Annotated in this window: 20 protein-coding genes and 1 tRNA gene; 13 read left to right on the forward strand and 8 right to left on the reverse strand. The window is 44.3% G+C overall.

The annotated features are described in order from the left end of the window. The first annotated feature begins 64 nt into the window (after positions 1–64). Both rraB and R7O03_RS17285 read left to right on the forward strand, forming a co-directional pair. Positions 65–478, forward strand: coding sequence for a ribonuclease E inhibitor RraB (gene rraB, locus R7O03_RS17280; protein ID WP_005381081.1), 414 nt, complete (start codon positions 65–67; stop codon positions 476–478). Between the two features lie 154 nt (positions 479–632). Then, on the forward strand, positions 633–1,433 hold the full coding sequence (locus R7O03_RS17285) for a glycosyl hydrolase 2 galactose-binding domain-containing protein (protein ID WP_318131907.1): 801 nt from the start codon (positions 633–635) through the stop codon (positions 1,431–1,433). 19 nt (positions 1,434–1,452) lie between these two features. On the opposite strand, the gene R7O03_RS17290 is transcribed toward R7O03_RS17285, so the two are convergent. From R7O03_RS17290 to pepA, 5 genes are all read right to left on the reverse strand, one after another. Next, positions 1,453–2,358 carry a bifunctional helix-turn-helix transcriptional regulator/GNAT family N-acetyltransferase gene (locus tag R7O03_RS17290; protein ID WP_213986826.1) on the reverse strand — a complete coding sequence of 302 codons (906 nt, stop codon included), beginning with the start codon at positions 2,356–2,358 and terminating at the stop codon, positions 1,453–1,455. Between the two features lie 115 nt (positions 2,359–2,473). Further along, complete coding sequence (locus tag R7O03_RS17295; protein WP_005381078.1) at positions 2,474–2,878, reverse strand: DUF2061 domain-containing protein; 405 nt, start codon at positions 2,876–2,878, stop codon at positions 2,474–2,476. 203 nt (positions 2,879–3,081) lie between these two features. Next, positions 3,082–5,940, reverse strand: a complete 2,859-nt coding sequence (locus R7O03_RS17300) for a valine--tRNA ligase (protein ID WP_213904995.1) — start codon at positions 5,938–5,940, stop codon at positions 3,082–3,084. Positions 5,941–6,036: 96 nt separating this feature from the next. Next, positions 6,037–6,486 (reverse strand): DNA polymerase III subunit chi, encoded by a 450-nt coding sequence (locus tag R7O03_RS17305; protein ID WP_031777270.1) that lies wholly within the window; start codon positions 6,484–6,486, stop codon positions 6,037–6,039. A 115-nt stretch (positions 6,487–6,601) separates the two neighbouring features. Then, positions 6,602–8,110, reverse strand: coding sequence for a leucyl aminopeptidase (pepA, locus tag R7O03_RS17310; protein WP_005381073.1), 1,509 nt, complete (start codon positions 8,108–8,110; stop codon positions 6,602–6,604). A gap of 200 nt (positions 8,111–8,310) precedes the next feature. Here pepA and lptF point away from each other — a divergent pair, with 200 nt between their 5' ends. Next, positions 8,311–9,411, forward strand: a complete 1,101-nt coding sequence (gene lptF, locus R7O03_RS17315) for an LPS export ABC transporter permease LptF (RefSeq protein ID WP_005381072.1) — start codon at positions 8,311–8,313, stop codon at positions 9,409–9,411. Positions 9,412–9,414: 3 nt separating this feature from the next. Continuing rightward, positions 9,415–10,485, forward strand: a complete 1,071-nt coding sequence (gene lptG / locus R7O03_RS17320; RefSeq protein ID WP_005381071.1) for an LPS export ABC transporter permease LptG — start codon at positions 9,415–9,417, stop codon at positions 10,483–10,485. 87 nt (positions 10,486–10,572) lie between these two features. Here the strand turns inward: lptG and R7O03_RS17325 are convergent, their stop codons facing one another. Continuing rightward, complete coding sequence (locus R7O03_RS17325) at positions 10,573–11,052, reverse strand: RDD family protein (protein ID WP_005381070.1); 480 nt, start codon at positions 11,050–11,052, stop codon at positions 10,573–10,575. A gap of 184 nt (positions 11,053–11,236) precedes the next feature. Beyond that, positions 11,237–12,505 (reverse strand): DUF2254 domain-containing protein, encoded by a 1,269-nt coding sequence (locus R7O03_RS17330; protein WP_005381069.1) that lies wholly within the window; start codon positions 12,503–12,505, stop codon positions 11,237–11,239. A gap of 227 nt (positions 12,506–12,732) precedes the next feature. Here R7O03_RS17330 and R7O03_RS17335 point away from each other — a divergent pair, with 227 nt between their 5' ends. Both R7O03_RS17335 and R7O03_RS17340 read left to right on the forward strand, forming a co-directional pair. After that, positions 12,733–13,398, forward strand: a complete 666-nt coding sequence (locus tag R7O03_RS17335) for an SDR family NAD(P)-dependent oxidoreductase (RefSeq protein WP_005381068.1) — start codon at positions 12,733–12,735, stop codon at positions 13,396–13,398. 190 nt (positions 13,399–13,588) lie between these two features. Then, positions 13,589–13,673, forward strand: a tRNA-Leu gene (locus R7O03_RS17340). A gap of 245 nt (positions 13,674–13,918) precedes the next feature. Here the strand turns inward: R7O03_RS17340 and R7O03_RS17345 are convergent. Then, positions 13,919–15,202, reverse strand: a complete 1,284-nt coding sequence (locus R7O03_RS17345) for a carbohydrate-binding protein (protein ID WP_237306914.1) — start codon at positions 15,200–15,202, stop codon at positions 13,919–13,921. Positions 15,203–15,449: 247 nt separating this feature from the next. Here R7O03_RS17345 and R7O03_RS17350 point away from each other — a divergent pair, with 247 nt between their 5' ends. From R7O03_RS17350 to R7O03_RS17380, 7 genes are all read left to right on the forward strand, one after another. Further along, entirely contained in the window at positions 15,450–15,755 is a 306-nt protein-coding gene (locus R7O03_RS17350) for a PTS sugar transporter subunit IIB (protein WP_025767645.1), read from the forward strand. Positions 15,756–15,843: 88 nt separating this feature from the next. Further along, positions 15,844–17,178: a PTS sugar transporter subunit IIC gene (locus R7O03_RS17355; protein ID WP_005381064.1), complete on the forward strand. Its 1,335-nt coding sequence runs from the start codon at positions 15,844–15,846 to the stop codon at positions 17,176–17,178. A 51-nt stretch (positions 17,179–17,229) separates the two neighbouring features. Beyond that, complete coding sequence (locus R7O03_RS17360) at positions 17,230–17,541, forward strand: PTS lactose/cellobiose transporter subunit IIA (RefSeq protein ID WP_031777269.1); 312 nt, start codon at positions 17,230–17,232, stop codon at positions 17,539–17,541. A gap of 12 nt (positions 17,542–17,553) precedes the next feature. Continuing rightward, positions 17,554–18,876: a 6-phospho-beta-glucosidase gene (locus R7O03_RS17365; protein ID WP_158174170.1), complete on the forward strand. Its 1,323-nt coding sequence runs from the start codon at positions 17,554–17,556 to the stop codon at positions 18,874–18,876. 18 nt (positions 18,877–18,894) lie between these two features. Then, positions 18,895–19,650, forward strand: coding sequence for a chitin disaccharide deacetylase (gene chbG / locus R7O03_RS17370; RefSeq protein WP_158174169.1), 756 nt, complete (start codon positions 18,895–18,897; stop codon positions 19,648–19,650). Positions 19,651–19,754: 104 nt separating this feature from the next. Beyond that, positions 19,755–20,753, forward strand: a complete 999-nt coding sequence (locus R7O03_RS17375; protein WP_158174168.1) for a LacI family DNA-binding transcriptional regulator — start codon at positions 19,755–19,757, stop codon at positions 20,751–20,753. A gap of 130 nt (positions 20,754–20,883) precedes the next feature. Further along, on the forward strand, positions 20,884–22,137 hold the full coding sequence (locus R7O03_RS17380; RefSeq protein WP_005381029.1) for an HD-GYP domain-containing protein: 1,254 nt from the start codon (positions 20,884–20,886) through the stop codon (positions 22,135–22,137). Positions 22,138–22,609 lie beyond the last annotated feature (472 nt).

The raw sequence follows: 22,609 nt of genomic DNA on the forward strand, positions 1-22,609 counted from the left end.
CCGGATCAGCATACTCAGTATCGGGTATTGTGTTTCCATCAAGTAACTAATCTGGAGCCAAAACATGTCTCACGAAGATGAATATCTATCAGTAGAAGAATTAATTGAGATTCAAAAGGAAGAGACTCGCGATATCATTGCAGCATTGCTAGAAGATGGCAGCGATCCAGATTCGCTATACGAAATTGAGCACCACCTGTTTGCAGAAGATTTTGACACGCTAGAAAAAGCGGTAGTTGAAGCATTCAAGATGGGCTTTGAAGTTCTTGAAGCAGAAGAAACTGAAGATGAAGATGGTAACAAGTTGCTTTGCTGTGATGCGACTATGGAGTCCGCACTAGACGCAGAAGCGATTGATGCGCAAGTGGAAAAATTGATTCACTTGGCAGAAAAATACGACATCATCTATGACGGTTGGGGTACGTACTACGAAGGCGAAGATGCGCTTTACCCTGAAGAAGATGAAGACGACGAGTAATCAAAGCTCACTACTTTTGGAAAAACCAGCGTTTAACGCTGGTTTTTTTATACCTTGAAAAACTGACGAATGTGGAGGCGATAAATAATTCACATTGAGTTTATAGGGGATTTCTCCCTATAATGCGTGAAAATTGATCTAGCTCAAGGTGTATATGCAACTCTCACTCGCCGGTTTATGGCAAGTCTCTCCACTGACGGACCTTTCTATCCCACAGGATGACATTACTTTCCCTGCTCCTTTGAGTCAGGTATTGCCAACTGAACTGACAGAAGAAGCAATTCGTCAGCAAGAGTGGCACCTGATGCATGACATTGAAGTGGACGAATCCATGATGGCATTCCCAGCGGTAGAAATGGTGTTGGGTGGTGTGGATTACCATGCAGAAGTGCGTTTGAACGGAGTTGCATTGTTCGACTGTGACGGTTCTCAAAATGTCTACAAGAAAGACATTCGTCCGTTCATGCAAATGGGGCGTAACCGCTTTGAAATCTTGTTCTTAGAGGAAGAAGAGGATCTTCTGTTTGATGAAGATAAACCTGAGCTGTGCTCTCTGTCCGATCATGAATATAAAAAAAGTGATGAGCGCTTAGGGGTATGGCAAGAACCGTATCTACAGTTCATTCGCAATGTACGTTTAGACCGCGTGGCAACCGAGCAGATTTGGCACCACGGTGGTGGTTGTGAGTTTAAGGTGGATTTGTACTACCAAACTTTTGCGCCGGGTTTAGTATCGGCATCGGTTAAGTTTAATGGTATGACTTACCATATTCCTATTGATGTCCGAGCGGAGCATGCGAGCGCTTTATTCCAGATCGAAGCGCCAAAGTATGCCGATCTTACTGATCCTGATCCAAGTGATCTCTACCAGTTGTCTGTTGAGCTGGATGGGCAGCACCAAAACTTCACTGTTGCCTTGAGCCAGGAGCTTTGTGTTACCCATGTTGTGCTTTAACTCTTAGTAATGCTCTTTATTACAGTGTTTTAAGCATTACGACTTCACATGCATCATGCCCTGTTTGTCCAAGCGGGGTATCGAGATGCTCAAAGCCTAGCTTTTCATACAAGCTTACCGCTTCTCTCAGACATTCAGTTGTCTCTAAATAGCACTGCTGATACCCAAATTGTTTCGCCAATTGTAAGCTCAATGCGACGATGCGTTTGGCTAAACCGTGCCCTCGTGTTTGAGGTAAGAAGTACATCTTTTGTAGTTCACACACATTTGGCTCGCCAGCTAAAGGGGCAAAGCCACCGCCACCAACGATCTCTCCGCGATGTTCAATGACCCAATAGGCGGCCCCGCATTGATTGTAAACCGAATACATATCATCAAGCGTTGGATCGGCCACACCATAACCTTTGTCTGCGGTTAAGCCGTATTCTGCAGAGACTTTTCGAATCACATCTGCGACTTGCGGGTTGTCTGCTTTAGTAAGAGGTCGAAGAACGTATTCCTCAGACTGACACACTTTTGTTAGCCCTTTTAGGTAAGTCTCTAGACCAAGTTTGAGTTGCTCTTGCTCGCTGTCATCGAGTTGGGTAAGCAGTTGTTCAAAGAAGTGGTTTTGCTGTTGGTCCAGTTGTGATAACGCCTGTTGGCCTTGCTCTGTAATCGCTACGAGTTGACTACGTTTGTCTTTTGGGTTTTCGATGCTCTCGACCAAACCTAATTTAATCAAACCAGTAACGGTTCGGCTCGCGTTGGATTTGTCGACATTAAGCTGCTGTGCCAGCTGATTGATGGTCAATGGCTGCAATTGGATTTCACCCAATGCGTGCGCTTGCACTGGAGTGAGAGCGACATCGCCGCATTGTTTATCAAGCATACCAAGCAATCGGACGGCTTGACGGGAGTAGTGTCGAAGTTGACGAGCGTTCATTATCACTTACCTCTAAAAATAAAGTTGCGCACCGCAATTAAATTAATTGCGGTGCGCAACCTTGTCAATGGTAAATGTCATTTTTCTCGTTAGGAGACGTAGTGAGCCTCCATATTTAAGCGTGGTGATGTAAACAAAACTGCGGTGCTGGAGCTTTTTCTGATGATTTACGCATCCATACTTTCTCGTGGAAGTAGTAAGCCACCGTGTTCAAACTTGGCTCTAACATCGCCATTACGCCGCCGACAAATGCATCACCTGTTAGTAAGTAAACCACGGTAAAAGCGACGCTGAAGTGCACGGTCGCAAAGCTTGCGGTTTTTAATTTGGTCATCCACTGACGAGCTTTAAGTGCTGGGACTTTTGCCCATGCCTTTTCATGAAAGTAGAAGGCTACGGTGTTCACTGAAGGCTCAATCATGGCAATTAAACTACCAATTAGAATGTCGCCTGTGAGTACGTAAGCGACACTAAATGCGATAGTAAAATGCAGTGCTGCGAAAGTTAGTGTCTTTTTCATGATAATTACTCAATCGTGTTTGTTTCGATGAGCTTATTATCGATAATAATTCTCATTAATGCTAATGGGTAATGAGTATTGTTGTGATAGGGGGAAGCTATTGATGATGGTTTTGGTGAAATGTATACAAAAAAGGTTGGCCATGATGACCAACCTTTTGAACCAAAAAGTGAGAAGTGCTAATTCTTCTCTTTCACTGAGGCTTAAAGTGCAGCGATCGTTGTCTTCTGCTCTTCTAGCTTAGCTAGCGTCTCTTTGTAGCCTTCAAGTTTCTCACGCTCTTTAGCAACAACTGCTTCAGGAGCTTTCGCTACGAAGCCTTCGTTACCTAGTTTGCCTTCGATACGCTTGATTTCGCCGTGAGTTTTCTTGATTTCGCCATCTAGACGAGCAAGCTCAGCGTCTTTGTCGATCAGACCCGCCATTGGGATCATCAGCTCAGACTTAGCAACCAATGCTGTTGCACACGCTGGCGTTTCTTCGTCAGCAGCAAGTACGCGTACAGATTCTAGTTTCGCTAGAGACATCAGTACTTGTTTGTTTGCTTCTAGACGCGCTGCGTCTTCTGCGTTTGCAGCTTTCAGCATAACGTCAAGTGGCTTACCTGGGTTGATGTCGTATTCAGCACGTAGGTTACGGATGCTGGTAATGAACGCTTTCACCCATTCAATATCGTCTAGCGCTTCTTGGTTGAAGTTTGCTTCGTCGAATTGAGGCAGTGCTTGAAGCATGATTGTCTCGCCTTCTACACCTTCAACTAGTGGCTTGATGCTTTGCCAGATAGTTTCAGTGATGTAAGGAATCACTGGGTGAGCTAGACGTAGAGTCTTCTCAAGAACCGTGATTAGTGTACGGCGAGTACCACGCTGTTGCGCTTCAGTACCTTTCCATAGAACTGGTTTAGTTAGCTCTAGGTACCAGTCACAGAATTGGTTCCAGATGAATTCGTAAAGCGTGTTAGACGCCATATCTAGACGGAAGTTGTCGATATGGTTGTTGAACGCTTTCGCTGCAAGTTCAAACTGAGACTCGATCCACTTGTCTGCTAGTGAGTATTCAATCTCACCACCGTTGAAGCCACAATCTTGCTCTTCTGTGTTCATCATTACGTAACGGCTTGCGTTCCATAGTTTGTTACAGAAGTTACGGTAACCCTCAAGACGCTTCATATCCCAGTTGATATCGCGACCTGTTGATGCCATTGCTGCAAGAGTGAAACGTAGTGCGTCTGTACCGTATGCTTCGATACCGTTTTCAAACGTCTTACGAGTGTTCTTCTCGATCTTCTTCGCTAGCTGAGGCTGCATCATGTTGCCACAACGCTTCTCTACTAGAGACTCTAGGTCGATACCATCGATCATGTCGATTGGGTCAAGTACGTTACCTTTCGACTTAGACATCTTGTCGCCGTTTTCGTCACGGATTAGACCAGTAACGTAAACTGTCTTAAATGGTACTTGTGGTTTGCCGTTTTCGTCTTTCACGAAGTGCATGGTCATCATGATCATGCGCGCAACCCAGAAGAAGATAATGTCGAAACCAGTTACTAGTACGTCTGAAGGGTGGAATACTTTCAGATCGTCAGTTTGCTCTGGCCAACCTTGAGTACCGAACGTCCATAGTGCAGAAGAGAACCATGTATCCAGTACGTCTTCGTCTTGGTGCAGTTCAATGACTGACCCTAGGTTGTTGTTCTTACGAACTTCTTCTTCAGTGCGACCTACGTAAACATTACCTTGGTTGTCGTACCAAGCTGGGATGCGGTGACCCCACCATAGCTGACGAGAGATACACCAGTCTTGAACGTCACGCATCCAAGAGAAGTACATGTTTTCGTATTGCTTAGGAACGAATTGGATGTCGCCGTTTTCTACTGCTTCAACTGCAGTTTTCGCTAGAGGCGCAGTACGCACGTACCATTGGTCAGTTAGCATTGGTTCGATAACCACGCCACCACGGTCGCCGTAAGGAACTTGTAGATCGTGATCTTTCACTTCTTCAAGTAGACCTAGCTCGTCGAATTCAGCAACGATAGCTTTACGAGCGGCAAAACGCTCCATACCGTGGTATTTAGCTGGTAGTTCAGTGCTGTAAGCTTCGCTTGCTTCGCCGTTAGTGTTGAATACTTCTGCTGAGTCGCGGATGTTCGCGTCGAAAGTCAGAATGTTGATCATTGGTAGCTGGTGGCGCTTACCTACTTCGTAGTCGTTGAAGTCGTGCGCAGGTGTGATTTTCACACAGCCAGTACCTTTTTCCATATCTGCGTGCTCATCGCCCACGATTGGGATGCGACGATCAACGATAGGAAGGATGATTTCTTTACCGATAAGATCTTTGTAACGTGGATCTTCTGGGTTAACTGCAACACCTGTATCGCCTAGCACGGTCTCTGGACGAGTCGTTGCAACAACGATGTAGTCTTTGCCATCCGCTGTTTTTGCGCCATCTGCTAGTGGGTAGCGGAAGTGCCACATGTTGCCTTTAGTGTCTTTGTTCTCTACTTCTAGATCTGAAATCGCGGTGTGTAGCTTTGGATCCCAGTTAACTAGACGCTTACCGCGGTAGATTAGATCGTCTTCGTATAGACGTACGAACACTTCTTGAACGGCGTTAGATAGACCATCGTCCATCGTGAAGCGTTCACGATCCCAGTCTACAGATGCGCCAAGACGACGAAGCTGCTTAGTGATAGTGCCGCCAGATTCGCCTTTCCATTCCCAGATTTTGTCGATGAAAGCTTCACGACCGTAATCGTGTTTTGTTTTGCCTTCTTCTGCAGCGATCTTACGCTCAACAACCATCTGAGTTGCGATACCAGCGTGGTCAGTACCTACTTGCCAAAGGGTGTTTTTACCCTTCATACGTTCACAACGGATAAGCGTATCCATGATCGTATCTTGGAACGCGTGGCCCATGTGTAGGCTACCAGTGACGTTCGGTGGCGGGATCATGATGCTGTATGATTCTTTAGTAGTGTCACCGTGTGGCTTAAAGTAGCCTTTCTCTTCCCAAGTCTGATACAGAGCTTGTTCGATTGAAGTTGGGTTGTATGTCTTTTCCATAGCGCTCTTTTAATGGATACGTTGATGGTTGAATCTTAGTCAATCTTTATAAGTGAGGGATCTTAACAAGATCGCCTTAACTATAAGGATTGACCGTTAAGGATATTGAATTTCGATCGTTTGCAGCTGGTAACCTGCTTGACGGTAAATTTTATATCTTTCTCTTGCGAGTTGTTTAGCTTTTTCTTCGCAGGGCACGAAGTCTACCACTTGAGCAAACTTGTTCGCAAAGGTTGTCTCATTTTCCGCCAAATTAATTACCAGCTGACGGTTCCAATTAGGTTTTACACCTTCATGGCCGATTTCAATGTTGGTGGCGTATTTCGGTCCCTCGCCTACGAGGTTATGTGCCATGAACTTGTCTGCATCAACTTGCCAAAAGGCTTCAGCGAGCTGCTCGGCGTGTGGTTTGTCTTGGCAGTTTAAATACACTTTAGCGCCTTGGCGAGCAAAGTGCTGAGCCAAAAACACGATGTATTCTTCAAAGCCAGCCACCGTTGCTTGCGGGCTCTCTTCGTTAATGATGTAGAAGGTTGCAGTTTGCATCATTCTCTCACTTGCCTTGGGTCTCTTCCTAAGACCATCTTAAGTCCCACTTTCATTTTAGAAAATTAGGATAATAAAAAAGGGCCTTGCGGCCCTTTTAGATGTTGTTCAGAAATTACTCTTCTGTCTCTTGGCCGCTGCGGTTCAAAAGGAATTGGACAAGCATTGAGACAGGACGGCCCGTTGAGCCTTTCGCTGCGCCTGATTTCCACGCGGTACCTGCGATATCGACGTGTGCCCAGTTGTACTTCTTCGCGAACTTAGATAAGAAGCAACCCGCAGTAATTGTGCCACCAGGGCGACCACCAATGTTTGCCATATCCGCAAACGGGCTTTTCAACTGTTCGTGGTACTCGTCTGCCATTGGTAGACGCCATGCACGGTCACTCGCTTGCTCAGAAGCGTTTACTAGCTCATGAGAAAGAGGGTTGTGGTTAGAGATTACGCCGCTGATATGGTGGCCTAGTGCGATAACACAAGCACCAGTTAGCGTTGCAACGTCAACCACGCAGTCTGGTTCGAAACGCTCTACGTAAGTCAGTGCGTCACAAAGAACAAGACGGCCTTCAGCATCCGTGTTCAGAACTTCTACAGTTTGACCAGACATGGTCGTTAGGATGTCACCTGGACGGTAAGCGTTGCTGCCAGGCATGTTTTCACAACCCGCTAGAACACCAATAACGTTGATTGGTAGGTTTAGCTTCGCCAGCGCTTTCATTGTACCGAATACCGATGCCGCACCACACATGTCGTACTTCATCTCATCCATACCTTCGCCCGGCTTTAGAGAGATACCGCCTGAGTCGAAGGTTAGACCTTTACCTACGAGCACAATCGGTTTTGCATCTGAGTCAGGGTTACCTTTGTACTCGATGATAGACATCATAGATTCGTTTTTAGAACCACGGCCTACTGCTAGGTAAGAGGTCATACCCAGTTTTTCCATCTCTTGCTCACCAATAATTTTGGTGGTTACGGTTTCGTAGTCGTCCGCTAGACGACGAGCTTGAGAAGCAAGGTAAGCTGGATTAGCTACGTTTGGCGGCATGTTGCCAAGGTCTTTTGAGGCTTTGACACCTGATGCGATAGCAAGACCATGAGTGATTGCTTTTTCACCCAAGTTCAATTCACGACGCGTTGGTACGTTGAAAACAAGCTTGCGCAGTGGGCGGCGAGTCTCAGGTTTCACGCTCTTGAATTGATTAAATGTGTATAGACCATCTTTAGTCGCTTCTACAGCCTGGCGCACTTTCCAGTATGTATCACGACCCTTAACATGCAGTTCAGTTAGGAAACATACCGCTTCCATTGAGCCTGTCTCGTTAAGTGTGCTGATCGTCTTTTGAATGATTTCCTTGTACTGGCGCTCGCCAAGTTCACGCTCTTTGCCGCAACCGACAAGTAAAACGCGCTCTGACAAAACACCTGGTACTTGATGCAGTAGCAGCATCTGACCAGGTTTACCCTCTAGATCACCACGGCGAAGTAGTGAACTGATGTAACCGTCACTGATTTTATCAAGTTGTTCGGCTACTGGAGAAAGGCGACGTGGTTCAAACACACCAACAACGATACATGCGCTACGTTGTTTCTCTGGACTGCCACTTTTTACACTGAACTCCATGCGTACTCCTACATCCTGAAGACAAATTGCTCTAAATGTTAGATAATGATCGCTTACTTGTTGAATTTTAGCTCCAGGCTTACATGCAGAGCTGATTAAGCGACTAACATCTAGTTTATAATTTTTAAAAAAATAAATGGTTCAACGGGAAACTATAGTGATTCGACCAAAAAAACAAGTTTTGTATAGGTAATTTCAGCGTGATTATTGTTAGATATTTGATCCGCGAAACACTCAAGAGCCAATTTGCGATTTTTTTCGTACTTTTTTTGGTGTTTGTAAGCCAGAAATTCATAAGTGTTCTTGCTGATGCTTCTGATGGGGATATTCCTGCTGGATTGATTTTCTCGATTGTTGGTTTGAACATGCCAGCAATGGGTCTGTTAATGCTGCCTTTAAGTCTGTATATCGGCATATTGATCACATTTGGTCGTCTGTATGCAGAGAGCGAAATTGTCGTAATGAACGCGACAGGTATTGGTAATAAATTCTTGGTTCAAGCGGCCTTATACCTAGCGTTGATTACTTCAGCGGTGGCGGCTTTCAATGCGTTGTGGCTATCGCCGTGGTCTCAAGACCGCGTTGAGCAGCTTTATGAGCAGGTAGCGTCAGAAAACAGCGTTGACCTACTTAAAAAAGGTCAGTTCCAAGGTACACCAGACGGTTCATCGGTTGTGTTCATCGATGACATTAAAGACAATACCTTGAGCAACGTTTTTGTTGCGCAGATGCGCCCTCGAGATTCAGTGTTACCGAGTGTGATGTTCTCATCTTCTGGTGAAGTAAAAGAGCTTTCGGACGGTCGTCAGATCATCACTATGAAAGAAGGTACGCGTTATGAAGGTGTGCCTACTCGCGTTGAATATATGATCACGAAATTCGATGAATACGAAGGTGTTATCGGCCAACGTGAGGTCAAAAAGAAAGGGCGAGACTGGGAAGCATACCCAACGGTTGACTTGATAGGTCACCCAGATCCAGAGGCGCAAGCGGAGCTACAATGGCGAATTTCGTTATTTGTGTGTATTCCACTCTTAACAATGCTCGTTATTCCTTTGTCTGCGGTGAATCCGCGTCAGGGACGGTTTGCCAAAATGGGGCCTGCGATTCTGATCTATCTAGCGTATTTCTTGGCGATCAGTGCAACCAAATCTGCATTAGAAGATGGTGACATCCCGGCTGCTATTGGTATGTGGCCAATCAATGCGATGTTGCTGATTGTTGCTATCATGGCGAATATGATGGACAGCGTTGCTGCTAGACGAATAAAAGACAAATTCCGCAAGAAGAGGCTCGCGTAAGCTGTGTTCAAAATCTTAGACCTTTACATCGGTAGAACCATCATCTCTACCACTGCCTTGGTTTTAGCGACGTTTGTTGGCTTATCGGGCATCATCAAATATGTAGAACAGCTACGTAAAGTAGGGCGAGGTGTGTACGACCTCACTCATGCGTTGTACTTTGTGTTACTCAGTGTGCCGCGTGATATCGAAATGTTCTTTCCAATGGCGGCATTACTCGGTGCCCTGATCGGCTTAGGTATGTTGGCTTCAAGCTCTGAGCTGGTGGTGATGCAAGCTGCTGGTTTCTCTAAGCTGGATATCGGGTTATCGGTACTAAAAACGGCCGTCCCACTCATGATTGTCGTTATGGCGTTAGGCCAATGGGGCGCTCCTGAGGCCCAGAAGATGGCCCGTGACTTACGTGCGTTTGCGATATCAGGTGGTAGCATTGTGTCTGTGCGCTCAGGTGTGTGGGCTCGTGACGCAAACGACTTTATCTTTATCGGTAAAGTCGAAGACGACAAGCTTTATGCTTTAAATATGTGGCGTTTTGATGATGATAAGAATCTACAAAAAGTTATTTTCGCCGAAGAAGTCGACTACCAACAAGATAACAACTGGCTGATGCGCTACGTACAAATTACGGACATGGAAAATGAAAACGTAATTTCAAAGCAAGACATCGAACAGATGGAGTGGCACACCTCTTTGGCACCAGATAAGCTAGCTGTGGTGACCGTGAAGCCAGAAGAATTGTCACTGAGCGGTTTGTATGATTATGTGACTTACCTGAAAGCATCGGAACAAGATGCATCTCGCTATGAGTTGGCGTTTTGGCGTAAGTTGACTCAGCCGCTTTCAATTGCTGTGATGATGTTAATGGCGCTATCTTTTGTTTTCGGTCCACTCAGAAGCGTGACCATGGGGGCAAGGGTATTGTCGGGCGTGGTTGCCGGGTTTACTTTTTACATATCCAGTGAGTTCTTTGGTCCATTAAGCTTGGTGTATGGCATATCCCCAGTGTTTGGTGCTTTGGCCCCGAGTTTGGTGTTCTTAGCTATTGCGATTGCACTGCTACGAAGAAAGCTATAACTGAAGCATCATCGAATAAACCAAGTTTTACCGAACCAAATGTAAAAGGAAGGCATTACGCCTTCCTTTTTTGTGTTCCTAGACAAGTTAATTTGCCTTAGGTAATACAACAACCTCTGTTTTGGCCCAAATGTCGTGGAAACCACGTTTCTTCGGATCAATCGGTACAGTCAAATTTGCCAAGCCAAAGCCAGATGTCGAAATACGAATCAGAGCTTGAGTTACCGTAATTGGTGCTCCGTCTTTGGCATTGCGAACTCGAAGCTTCCAAGCGCGCATCCCAAGAGTTTGTCCTGCTCGCGTCCAGAAGAACACAAAGAAATATATCCACACACCCGCAAGGTAAAGTGTAAATAGAGGGCTCAATACAGGGTGCTTTCCGAGCATATCTGCGGCATCAGCGTACTCGCCATAGCTCAACAATCCTGCTGCATTTAGTGCAAACACAACGGCCATAACAATACCTGCGGCCATCATTTCAATTGCGATAATAATCAATGTGTCGTAAATCAACGCTGCAAGTCGACGAAACAGACCAGCAGGTGGAAGAGTTGTAGACGTTGTCATTATTCCATCACTTACCTTAAAAATTGTGCGTCAGAATATAGATTCCCTCACCAAGAGAAAAGAGACCTAACGCACAGAGTCTTTAATTGTGTATAAACTAAGTGACTTTTCTGCCCTACGTTATCAGCACATGTCATGATACACGAGGCCGTGCAGCAATATGTTTCAACTGAATTCGATTCTCTTAACCATTGGCTCTTTGGTCTGTGACCAGATTAGATAGCTGAGAGAGTTGGTGTTTCTCATCTTCGGTATAATGTTGGCTTAATGAAAGCTCTAAAGCTTTTTCTGACAGCTTGATTGCTGGTGACAAAAATAACTTAGGGTGCATACTAGAGAGAGCTAGCAAGGCCTTTTGTAGGCGAATCTGTATTTGGAGTTGCGCTGCACCATCGTGTGCTATCGGCAAAAAGACATCATCAAACAAATCCTGGCAGCTCAATGCGGGCACAAATAGTCTAGGATATCGAGTTTTGGTAGGCGGCTCACTGAGTAGGTCTCCCCATAATGAAAGTGCTCGTACAGAACGCCCAAGAACGTCAATTGCGGTGCCATTATCATTTACAGCCGGAGATAGTGCTCGTGAGGCGATTTCCGCCATAACGACTAAACCAAAGCGAGGGTCCTGATCATATGAACGCTCTGTTCGAATCGTGAAGGCTGCCGTTACTTCGCTTTCGTCTGGCAATTCTCCACAAACACAAGCCAATGGTTGACCTACGTACACAAAACTTCCCGGTTGTCGCTCAAGGTAGATGGTGCATTGGTTTGCTTCAGCAATACTATCGAGATGATGCATATCAACATGCTGTAAGTAGCCAATTTCTTGGCTCAAAATAGGTTTACTTCCTCTGGGTTTATGTTCTGGGTGGCTCCACGGGTGAGCACCTAGCCAACGCTCTTTGCCCCGTTTTCTTATCGCATCTAACAAGGCTTGCTCCACGTATGAAGTGGTTTCACTGACCCTTCCTAGTACGGAAAGGTGCTGAATCCAACGTAGCAGAGTGAGTATGATCATCACGATTACGGCGATAGTTACGATGAACAGATAAATTTGTGCTTGTTGATGATAGGCCCCAATACCTAGCGCGATAATTCCTACCAAACTAAATAGAAAAGAGCCAAGAAAGGTTGCTAAGGCATTTTGTGTTGTGCTGTCTTCCATCAACAGTTTTGTCGCTCGCGGCGTTACCCCTGCACTAGCGGCACTGTACGCTGAGACCATAATATTGAGAGAGAATGTAGTCACTGCAAGCATGGAGGTTGCGAGGATATTTAATATGTTGTTCAACAAATCCTTGCTGACGTTGATGGCAGGGGGCAGAGTAATGAACTGGTTTAAAACAATCGACATTAAGGCGGTAGCAACAGCAAGTAATGCGTAGAGTGACGTCCGGACCCACAGTTTTCGCGTCATCTGTTTCAGTAACCACTGCCATTTTGACCCAGTCATTCTTTGCTCCTATTCAGTTCTCACTAGAAAGTCGATAGAAAATTCAGAAAGTTATTCTTGCTTAAGCATAGGTTAAATGCCCGTCGTTCTGCTTGATATTTCATGCATCACGAAAGTAAGAAAGCTGCTTGCTTCAAAGAATGGTGCTCTTGAGGTGTGAATTACCACGATTCTGTTACCTTAATTGATAGATGAATTAAAAGTATGTGGTTGAAAAGAGGTAGCGCATGATTGTAATTACAGGTGCAAGTAGCGGTTTAGGGGCGGAACTAGCAAAGCGTTATGATGCGGAAGGCAAAGAGACGTATGTAATAGGAAGAAATACAGAAAAACTATCCGCACTAGCAAAACAACTCTCTCATAACGTTGGTTATCAAGCTTGCAACCTCTCATCGCACCAAAATGTGAAACAGCTCTTTGATGGGGTGAAACAGTCCCCTGAAATGGTCATTCATAGTGCGGGAAGTGGTTATTTTGGCTTACTGGAAGAGCAGGAGCCGGAAGAGATTCAAAAGTTGATTGATAACAACCTGAATTCTGCGATTCATGTGTTAAGAGAGTTAGTAAAGCGTTACAAAGATCATCCAATAAAAGTGGTCATGATCATGTCCACAGCCGCGCAACAACCTAAAGCGCAAGAGTCTACGTATTGTGCAGTGAAATGGGCCATCAAAGGATTAATTGAGTCGGTTCGTTTGGAGCTAAAAGGAAAACCTATGAAAATTATCGCGGTTTATCCTGGTGGAATGGATACGGAATTCTGGAAAACAAGCGGCAATACGATGGACACGAGTCACTTCATGCAAGCAGAAGATACCGCAGAGATGCTCCATAATGCGTTGTCGAGCATTGGGAATGGTTATGTTTCTGATATTACAGTGAATAGAACTTAAAAAGAGTTTCGTATACTCATTTTCATCTGGAAGAGTAGTAGAAAATGGAGCGTACGTTTCTTATGAGTACAGCTTTGTCACACTTTGTGGCGAAATTATCAGCAAACGATAGTTATTTAAGGTATTTCTGCTTGCGCAGGTCAAAAGCTTACGTATAATGCCAACCATCAAAGGGCAATAGCCCAAAGATGCCGGTGTGGTGAAATTGGTATACACGACGGATTCAAAATCCGTTGCCTTCGGGCGTGGCGGTTCAAGTCCGCCCACCGGTACCATACATAGAAAGGTCGCTTTTATAGCGGCCTTTCGTCGTTTTAGGTGTTCGTAAATATCAAAAGAAAGTTAGCGTTGCCTTCGCGGTGGCGTCAGGAGTGCCTGCCAGTCAAGTCACTCGCAGGTACCATATTTTAAGACAGAGCCTCGATGAAAGTCGGGGCTTTGTTGTATCTTGATCTTCAAAACAAAAAAGCGCGAGGGGTATGCCTCGCGCAAACTACTACATGGTGATAGTAGGAACAGCCTATAGAGCTGTGAACAAGGTATTTTGAGTGTTCGGAGTCCAGTCTGCTTGGGACACGTGCGGTACATCAACTAGATAACGCAAACCTTGATAAGTCACCACATCACCTTGTTTATAGGAAACATTCTGAGTCCAGTTAGTGGCTGGGTCTGCATTTGTCCAAAGGCTAGAGGTTGGAGACGGTGCCCAATCTTGTTGCGCAGTATGGTTTGTTACAGCCTGGTATACAGTACCTAGGTGTAAGACGTAATCGCCAGCGTCGTAGTTATGACCAACTTGCCAGTTCGGTGTGTAGTTATCCATTGTGTCGAAGTCATAACCCGCTTGTTTTGCTAACTGTATAAACTTAGCGAGCTTAGGTAGGTTTTGCGTTGCACCCATGCCACGCTTACCATCTTCAAATAGGAACTCGTGAGTTAATACGATAACTTTATCGGCGTGTAAAGGTGTACCACATGGGAACTCTTGAGCTTTGGAGTTGATCGGGTTAATCGTTGTTGGTGCACAAGTGTTTAACGCGGAATCCACATATCCAAGAAATGCTTCTGCTTCTGTAAGGCTGTTTGCTGGCATTTCAATGCCCCAATTTTCGGGTGCCCAGTCCACATCCCAACCGTGAGTTTGATAGCCGTTATTCGCTAGGATACTTTGAACCTCGATAGCTGCTTTTACACTGTTGGATGGGTTGGATGTATCGCATACATATCCTGGTTCCCAAGGTTTCAGGTCATCAGACGTGGCACATAACCCATCTGCTTTGAAGTCTTTCGTCACGCGCCAACCGTTGGTGTAGGGCAGTCTAGCAAACTCTGTTGCCTTGTAGTTCGGGTAGCTTGTAATGTTCGGCAAATACTTTGCTAACACAGATAAGTTTTCCGTAAACATTGAGGCATCGTAAACAGGGTCTTGATACGAGTTAAGCTGGTGGTCCCCGGTCGCATTACACTCCGCAGCACTGTTCGGTCCAAACTCATCCACGCAGTTGTGCACCATGTGATCGTAACTGTGGTTCGCAACAATATGACCAGTGTCTAATGCGAGCTTTAAGGCTTCTAGGGAACGGTCTTCATTCTCATCACCAATTCCATCTAAATGCCAAGCATTAAAGTAAAACGTCGCTTTGATATCTTCCTGGTTAAGTACTTGAATAACGTCAATAGATGCATTGATTGGTCCATCATCAAACGTTAGATAAATTGTGCCTTTAGAGTCGGTTTGAGCAAATGAGTGTTGTGATAGTGCGGCACTTACAAGCGTTGCAATAGCCAATTTATTAAATTTCATTCTCTATTCCTTTTAAGAAATTAATAACGACGTTGTCAGTAGTAAAATATTGATAATTTGAAACTTAATGTGATGTCTTAAATTATTTTATGACTTTTATCCTAGACCTAAATAATTACAAAAAAATAGGTGGTATTTTCTAAATTGGGATTGTGTTCACGAATAATGCAACCGGTTGCGCTTTTTTGTCTTGGTTATTTTTGCTACAGTTTTTGCAGGTTGAAATTTACACAACGGGAGTAAGGCTATGAAAAAGATCCTTTTATGCTGTAGCGCAGGGATGTCCACCAGTATGCTTGTTAAGAAAATGGAGCAAGCTGCTGAAAATAAAGGAATTGAATGCAAAATTGATGCGATGTCAGTGAATGCATTTGAAGATGCAATTAAAGAGTACGATGTTTGTCTTCTCGGGCCTCAAGTACGTTTTCAGCTAGAAGAGCTAAGAAAAACGGCGCAAGAGCATGGTAAAAACATTGACGCGATTTCTCCTCAGCATTATGGAATGATGAAGGGAGAGGAAGTACTAGAGCAAGCATTAGAATTAATTAACTAAACCATAGTTTTAAATTAAAAAAGATAACTGTACATCAAATATAAATATTTGATGCGGGATTCTTTTGCCTAAAATAAGGATGGATTCTATGAAGCTTTATGACGCAATTATAGGCGCAGTCGAAAAGCATATAGCCCCTATAGCAGCTAAAGTGGGGAATCAGCCCCATGTTCGCGCAATGAGAGACGGTTTTATTGTCGCAATGCCGTTTATTATTGTTGGTAGTTTCATTTTGATTTTTGCATTCCCCCCATTTGCCGAAGATACAACCTTTACTTTTGGTCGAATTTGGCTCGATTTCGCCACTACACATTTTGATACCATAATGATGCCCTACAACATGTCGATGGGGATCATGACCATTTTTGTTTCGCTGGGCGTTGCTTATAGTTTAGCGAAGGCTTACAAGATGGATGGGATCACGAGTGCTGTATTGTCACTAATGTCTTTTTTACTCATTGCGGCCCCAGCTAAAGATGGCGCGTTGTCTATGTCTCACATGGGCGGAACCGGGATCTTCACCGCAGTGATGTGTGCATTTTTCTCGGTGGAGCTCTACCGTTTTATGAAAAAGCACAATATTACGATTCGCATGCCAGAGCAGGTGCCACCGGCGATTGCGCGATCATTTGAAGTATTGCTACCAGTCTTAGCGATATTCATTACCTTATATCCACTTAGCCTTTTCGTACAAACCCAGTACGACATGCTGATTCCAGATGCTGTTATGGCTATCTTTAAACCGCTAATCAGTGCGTCTAACTCATTGCCTGCCATTATTGGCGCTTTATTGCTTTGCCAGCTACTTTGGTTTGCGGGTATTCATGGTGCTGCAATTGTTGTTGGACTGCTTTCTCCAATCTTTTTGACCAACATTGGTGCCAACATTGAAGCCTTTGTTGCAGGTGAACCGATTCCAAACGTATTTACTCAACCGTTCTGGGATTTTTACATCTTTATTGGCGGCTCTGGTGCAACACTTGCTCTTGTTATGCTGATGTCGTTTAGCCGTTCTGTTCACCTTAAGAGCATTGGTCGAATGAGTGCGGTGCCTGGCTTTTTCCAAATCAACGAACCAGTGATCTTCGGTAGCCCAGTTGTGATGAACCCGACCTTGTTTATCCCGTTCGTCTTCGCTCCAGTCATCAACGCTACGATTGCGTATTTTGCTGTGCATGTCGGCTTTGTGGGTATGGGGGTCGCTACAACACCTTGGACAACACCGGCACTGATAGGTGCTTCGTGGGGTAGCGGTTGGACCTTTGCGCCAGTATTGCTCGTCATTGGTTTATTAATTCTTGATCTAATCATCTACTTCCCATTCTTCAAAATGTTTGAGAAGCAAATGTTGGAGCAAGAACTACCAACGACGAAGGAAACTAAAGGTGATACGCAGCCGTCAGGCGAAGGCGTTACTGCTTAACTGTGCTTAATGGGCCGCAATTACCGCGGCCCGATTTTCGGAGAGAAAATGATGGAACAAGAATTGGTTGTAATGGAGATCATTTGCAATGCTGGTGAAGCCAGAAGTTTAAGCTACGAGGCATTGCGTTTATCTCGAGAACAAGATTTTGAAGCGGCTGATGAGAAGCTCTCTCAAGCAAGAGAGTGCATTAATAAAGCCCACTTAATACAGACTCAGCTTATTGAAGAAGATCAGGGAGAAGGGAAAGTCCCGATGACGTTAGTGATGGTGCATGCTCAAGATCACCTAATGACTACGATTTTGGCTCAAGAGATGGCTGTAGAAATCGTCGCACTGAACAAAAAAATCTCGAACAAATAAAGGGGGATGAAAATGTCTAGAGAGGCGATCAAACTTGCCATTATTGGCGGTGGTAGTAGCTATACCCCGGAATTGGTTGAAGGGGTTATTAAGCGCTTAGAATATTTACCCGTTAAGAAAATCCATTTTGTGGACATTGAGTCAGGAGCTGAGAAGCTTGAGATCATCAAAGGATTGGCTCAGCGAATGGTCGATAAAGCCGGAGCAAAAATTGAGATAAAAGCCGGTTTCGATCGCCGTGCTGCGATAAAAGATGCGGATTTTGTGATGACGCAGTTTCGTGTTGGTGGCCTTGCTGCACGCGCTAACGATGAGCGAATCCCAATCAAGTACGACGTCATCGGCCAAGAAACAACGGGCCCTGGTGGTTTTGCTAAAGCACTGCGAACCATTCCGGTCATTCTTGATATCTGTAAAGACATTGAAGAGTTGGCTCCAAACGCATGGATGCTCAATTTCACCAACCCAGCGGGTTTAGTTTCCGAAGCGGTCAGTAAGTACACCAAAGTAAAGAGTATTGGTTTATGCAATGTGCCCGTTTCAATGGAAATGATGATTGCAGAAATGATGGAGTGCGAGCCAAAAGAGCTACAACTTGAGTTTGCTGGGTTAAACCATCTCGTGTGGGTACACAAAGCATGGCTCAATGGGGAAGATATTACTCAAACGGTATTAGAGAAAGTCGGTGATGGTGCCAACTTCAGTATGAAGAATATCTGGGAAGAGCCGTGGGATCATGCATTTCTAAAAGCACTGGGGGCGATACCATGTCCTTATCATCGCTACTTCTACCAAACTGATGCCATGCTTGCTGAAGAGAAACAAAGTGCCGATGAAAAAGGCACTCGTGCTGAGCAGGTAATGGAAACAGAAAATGCGCTATTTAAGCTCTATCAAGATCCTACCCTCGATCATAAGCCGAAAGAGTTAGAGGAGCGGGGTGGTGCTTATTATTCTGATGCATCACTGAACCTAGTTGATTCAATTTATAACAATCGTAATAGTATTCATGTTGTTAACGTTTTAAATAATGGAGCGATCAACGGCCTACCTGACGATGCTGTGATTGAATGTAGTGCGGTGATTGGTAGCTGGGGGGCGAAACCTCTTGCGGTTGGCGAGTTGTCAAACAATATCAAAGGATTACTCTATCAAGTTAAAGCGTATGAGCAGCTAACAATAGAAGCTGCTGTCGAAGGTAATTATGACAAGGCGCTTATGGCATTAACCAATAACCCATTGGTGCCTGACATTGGCCGCGCCAAGTCAATCCTGGATGATATCCTAGCGGTGAACGCTCCGTATTTACCTCAATTTAAACTAACGACGTTGTAGTACTAAGGAAGGACGCCAATGAAAGTCATTTTTAATGCTGATGATTTTGGTTTAACGAGAGGTGTAAATAGCGGCATCGTTAAAGCTCACCAGCAAGGTGTGGTTCATTCAACCACCATGATGGTGGGTATGGATGCTGAGCAACATGCCTTAGAACTAGCTAGCCATAATCCAGGCTTGAAAGTTGGCGTTCATCTTAGGTTTACAGCAGGTGTGCCTATAACGAAGCATCCTAACTTGACCAACGGCCGAGCGCACTTTATTAACTATGACGAACTTTGGAGTAAGCAGGACTTCGAAACTCAGGTCGTTTATGATGAAGCAAAAGCTCAGGTGGAACATTTTTTATCGCTTGGGTTAGAGCTAAGCCACTTAGATAGCCATCATCACGCGCATACTCACCCTCAAATTTTGCCCGTTATTAAAGAAGTAGCGAATGAATACCGAGTGCCACTGCGGGGCACTGGCTTGTGTCAAGAATCGATGACAATCAGGTATATCTTTACTGATGAGTTTTATGATCAAAAAGTGAGCTTGGATGGCTTAATGGCACATCTATTGAGCTTAAAAGCTGACTATGACTTGGTTGAGGTGATGTGCCACCCGGCAGAGGCCGATCAGGCGCTTATCTTAAAGAGTGGTTATGCGCTTCAGCGAGAGCTAGAGTTACAAGTTCTTACCTCTCCCATTTTAAAAGAACAGTTAGCTCATCATGGTATAACTGTCACGGATTACTCTGAGCTTGTTTCTACCAATCAAATGGTCAGTGTATGATTAAAGGCTGCCAGCTTCGCCCCCTATAGCACCTTACGAATTGCTGGCAGCCGTTCTACACAAACGAATATTTAATAACAATTGCAGTTGGACCCAATAGCATTATGGCAAGGATTAAAGATGTAGCCGAACTCGCCGGTGTAAATCGCTCTACCGTTTCTCGAATTATTAATGGAGAGGGGAAATTTCGCGAGGAAACTCGAAAAAAAGTAGAGCAAGCTATGGCGCAATTGAATTATCGTCCTAGTGCAATTGCTCGTTCACTCGCAACCTCATCCAGTAATATGGTTGGGTTATTGGTGACTTACTATACGGGGGGCTTCTTTGGCGAGATGATGGAGCAGGTTCAGACCGAGCTGGATATTCATAAGAAGTTTTTGATTACAGCTCAAGGCCATCATTCTGCACAAGGTGAAAAAGAGGCAATTCAGCGTTTTAATGATTTACGTTGTGACGGCTATGTACTTCATAGTCGTTATTTGTCAGATGATGACTTACGTGAACTAGCTAAACAGCCAACACCTTTCGTTCTCCTGGATCGCTACGTGGAAGGAATAGAAGAGCGTTGTGTTACCTTTAACCATCATCATGCAAGCCGTATTGCCGTTGAGCACCTTTTAGCTGGTGGTCATCGAAAGATTGCTTGTATTGCCGGTCCATCCCAACGTCATAACAGTGTATTGAGAAAGCTTGGGTATATTGATGCAATGAAGGATGCTGGTATAGATATTGATGAAAGCTGGTGTGAAGAAGGGAATTATGGCCGGCAAAGTGGTTATGATGCAATGGCTGCAATTTTACAACGACACCCTGATGTGACGGCTGTCTTTTCGTGCAGTGAAGAAATGACGGTTGGCGCAATGCAGTACTTACACGAGCATAGTATTTTTGTACCAGAGCAAATCTCATTAACTAGCTTTGACAGTGTTGATCTTTGTGAAAGTCTTTACCCTACAGTATCAGCAGTGCACTTTCCTATCAGTGACATGGCCCGTGTAGCGGTACAAACCTTAATGGGGCTAGTCAAAGATCAAGAAGTAATAGACAAGCCAGTATTCGAGGCCAAGCTTAAAATACGCAAAGCAGATCGCTCCTTAAAGTAGCTTACTTCTATCTAATTAAGTGAGTCGCTTAGAAATAACGGTTTGATGTTTTGCTAGTTACTGATGAATTTATTCACAAAATTTACTAGTATTCTAACTCTCTTAAGAAATATAAATCAGTAGTGAATAAGTGGCAGCCATTAAACTAACGGTCGATCGTATTCAACCCGGATTACATATCCGTCTTCCGCTAAAGTGGAACGATCACCCCTTTCTACTCAATAGCTTTAAGATTAAAGACCAAGAGCAAGTCGAGATGATCCGCCACCTCGGCGTAAAGTTCGTTTACTTTAATCCAGAGCAAAGCGATGCCGTTCCGCTCCCTGTTGATCAAAGACAAGCTGACAGAGTAACAAATGAAGCGTCGTTAGATCATGAAACTCAAAAAATGTGGCAAGAAAAACAGAACCGCATAGAGAAGTTAAGTGCATACCGTCGACGCGTGATTCAGTGTGAAAAAGAGTTTGAGCGCTCTCTGGCACGTATGCGTTCAGTCATGACTAAAATCCGTAACCGTCCGACAGCAGCAGTTGATGAAGCAAAGCTTCTTATTGAAGATATCGTCGAGAAGTTAATGTGCGATGATAATGTTACGTTACATCTGATGAACGGAAAAAATGAGTTTGAAGATATTTATTTCCACTCATTGAACGTGGCTGTTATCTCGATGATGATTGGCCGTGCTAAAGGGTACTCAGCAGCACAGTTGAAAGAGCTTTCCTTCTCCGCACTATTCCATGATATCGGGAAAATAAAAATCCCGACTGCAATATTAAGAAAGCAACTACCTCTAACAGAGCCAGAAACCAACTACTTAAAGTTGCACACTAAATATGGCGTCGATCTTGCGAGTCAAATCGAGGCTTTTCCCGAAGTCGCGAGAATTGTGATCGCGCAGCACCATGAGCTAAGAGATGGGTCTGGTTATCCTAAAGGCCTGAAAGGAGATGAGATCAACGAGTTTGCTCAAATTATTGCTGTAGCCAATGCGTTTGATAACTTGTGTCATACCCCGATAGTCTCAGACCAAAAGATTCCTTATACCGCACTCTCTCATTTATATAAGAACTGTAAACACCTATATAAAGAAGAGAACCTGAACATCCTAATTAAGTTTATGGGCGTGTTTCCTCCGGGTACCGTAGTTCAGCTTTCTAATAATATGGTCGGCCTGGTTATCTCAGTGAATGCATCGCATTTATTATTCCCGAATGTCTTGGTTTACGATCCATCAGTACCAAGGACGCAAGCGCCAATCATTGATCTTGCGTCAAAAGATATAAAGATAGTTAACGCGATTCATCCGTCAAAATTACCGGATAAAGTAAAAGAGTATCTAAATCCGCGTTCGCGTATTTCTTATTTCTTTGATAGCGATGAGTAGTTATCCACAGCTTTTTGTGGGTAAATTGTATAAATCCTGAGTGTTATTTCTGGGTAATTTGGGGGGTGGATGGAAAGTATCCATTTGGCATGTTTTTTTAGAAAAAATGCATTTTTAGTATTGCCAAAGAAAATCTTCTCCCTATAATGCGCATCCATCGACACGGCAGACGTCACAAGGCTTCAGCAGGTTCGAAGAGGTAAAAAGCTTCTACAAAAAATTAGTTTAAAAAAGTGTTTGACACTAACAACTAAATCGCTAGAATGCACCTCCGCTTTGAGAGAAAAACTTCTCGCAAAGCAAGCTCTTTAACAATATAGACCTATCAATCTGTGTGGGCACTCGTTGATGATAATTCAATTCGATACCTCGGTATCAAATTAGGTTTCAATGAAACGAAGTGACCATTGAATCGAAAGATTCAGCACAGTCAATTCAAACATTACTTATGTAATGTTCAGTATTCATTGAG

This window comes from Vibrio sp. Vb2960 (genome assembly GCF_033337665.1).
GTDB lineage: Bacteria > Pseudomonadota > Gammaproteobacteria > Enterobacterales > Vibrionaceae > Vibrio > Vibrio alginolyticus.

What these genes read in the sequence shown, in the direction of transcription:
- R7O03_RS17300 (WP_213904995.1), bottom strand. Translation starts at nt 5,940, where the DNA reads ATGGAAAAGACATACAACCCAACTTCAATCGAACAAGCTCTGTATCAG.
- R7O03_RS17305 (WP_031777270.1), bottom strand. Translation starts at nt 6,486, where the DNA reads ATGCAAACTGCAACCTTCTACATCATTAACGAAGAGAGCCCGCAAGCA.
- R7O03_RS17330 (WP_005381069.1), bottom strand. Translation starts at nt 12,505, where the DNA reads ATGACTGGGTCAAAATGGCAGTGGTTACTGAAACAGATGACGCGAAAA.
- R7O03_RS17295 (WP_005381078.1), bottom strand. Translation starts at nt 2,878, where the DNA reads ATGAAAAAGACACTAACTTTCGCAGCACTGCATTTTACTATCGCATTT.
- R7O03_RS17290 (WP_213986826.1), bottom strand. Translation starts at nt 2,358, where the DNA reads ATGAACGCTCGTCAACTTCGACACTACTCCCGTCAAGCCGTCCGATTG.
- chbG (WP_158174169.1), top strand. Translation starts at nt 18,895, where the DNA reads ATGAAAGTCATTTTTAATGCTGATGATTTTGGTTTAACGAGAGGTGTA.
- rraB (WP_005381081.1), top strand. Translation starts at nt 65, where the DNA reads ATGTCTCACGAAGATGAATATCTATCAGTAGAAGAATTAATTGAGATT.
- R7O03_RS17285 (WP_318131907.1), top strand. Translation starts at nt 633, where the DNA reads ATGCAACTCTCACTCGCCGGTTTATGGCAAGTCTCTCCACTGACGGAC.
- R7O03_RS17375 (WP_158174168.1), top strand. Translation starts at nt 19,755, where the DNA reads ATGGCAAGGATTAAAGATGTAGCCGAACTCGCCGGTGTAAATCGCTCT.
- R7O03_RS17355 (WP_005381064.1), top strand. Translation starts at nt 15,844, where the DNA reads ATGAAGCTTTATGACGCAATTATAGGCGCAGTCGAAAAGCATATAGCC.
- R7O03_RS17360 (WP_031777269.1), top strand. Translation starts at nt 17,230, where the DNA reads ATGGAACAAGAATTGGTTGTAATGGAGATCATTTGCAATGCTGGTGAA.
- R7O03_RS17365 (WP_158174170.1), top strand. Translation starts at nt 17,554, where the DNA reads ATGTCTAGAGAGGCGATCAAACTTGCCATTATTGGCGGTGGTAGTAGC.
- R7O03_RS17345 (WP_237306914.1), bottom strand. Translation starts at nt 15,202, where the DNA reads ATGAAATTTAATAAATTGGCTATTGCAACGCTTGTAAGTGCCGCACTA.
- R7O03_RS17325 (WP_005381070.1), bottom strand. Translation starts at nt 11,052, where the DNA reads ATGACAACGTCTACAACTCTTCCACCTGCTGGTCTGTTTCGTCGACTT.
- pepA (WP_005381073.1), bottom strand. Translation starts at nt 8,110, where the DNA reads ATGGAGTTCAGTGTAAAAAGTGGCAGTCCAGAGAAACAACGTAGCGCA.
- R7O03_RS17335 (WP_005381068.1), top strand. Translation starts at nt 12,733, where the DNA reads ATGATTGTAATTACAGGTGCAAGTAGCGGTTTAGGGGCGGAACTAGCA.
- R7O03_RS17350 (WP_025767645.1), top strand. Translation starts at nt 15,450, where the DNA reads ATGAAAAAGATCCTTTTATGCTGTAGCGCAGGGATGTCCACCAGTATG.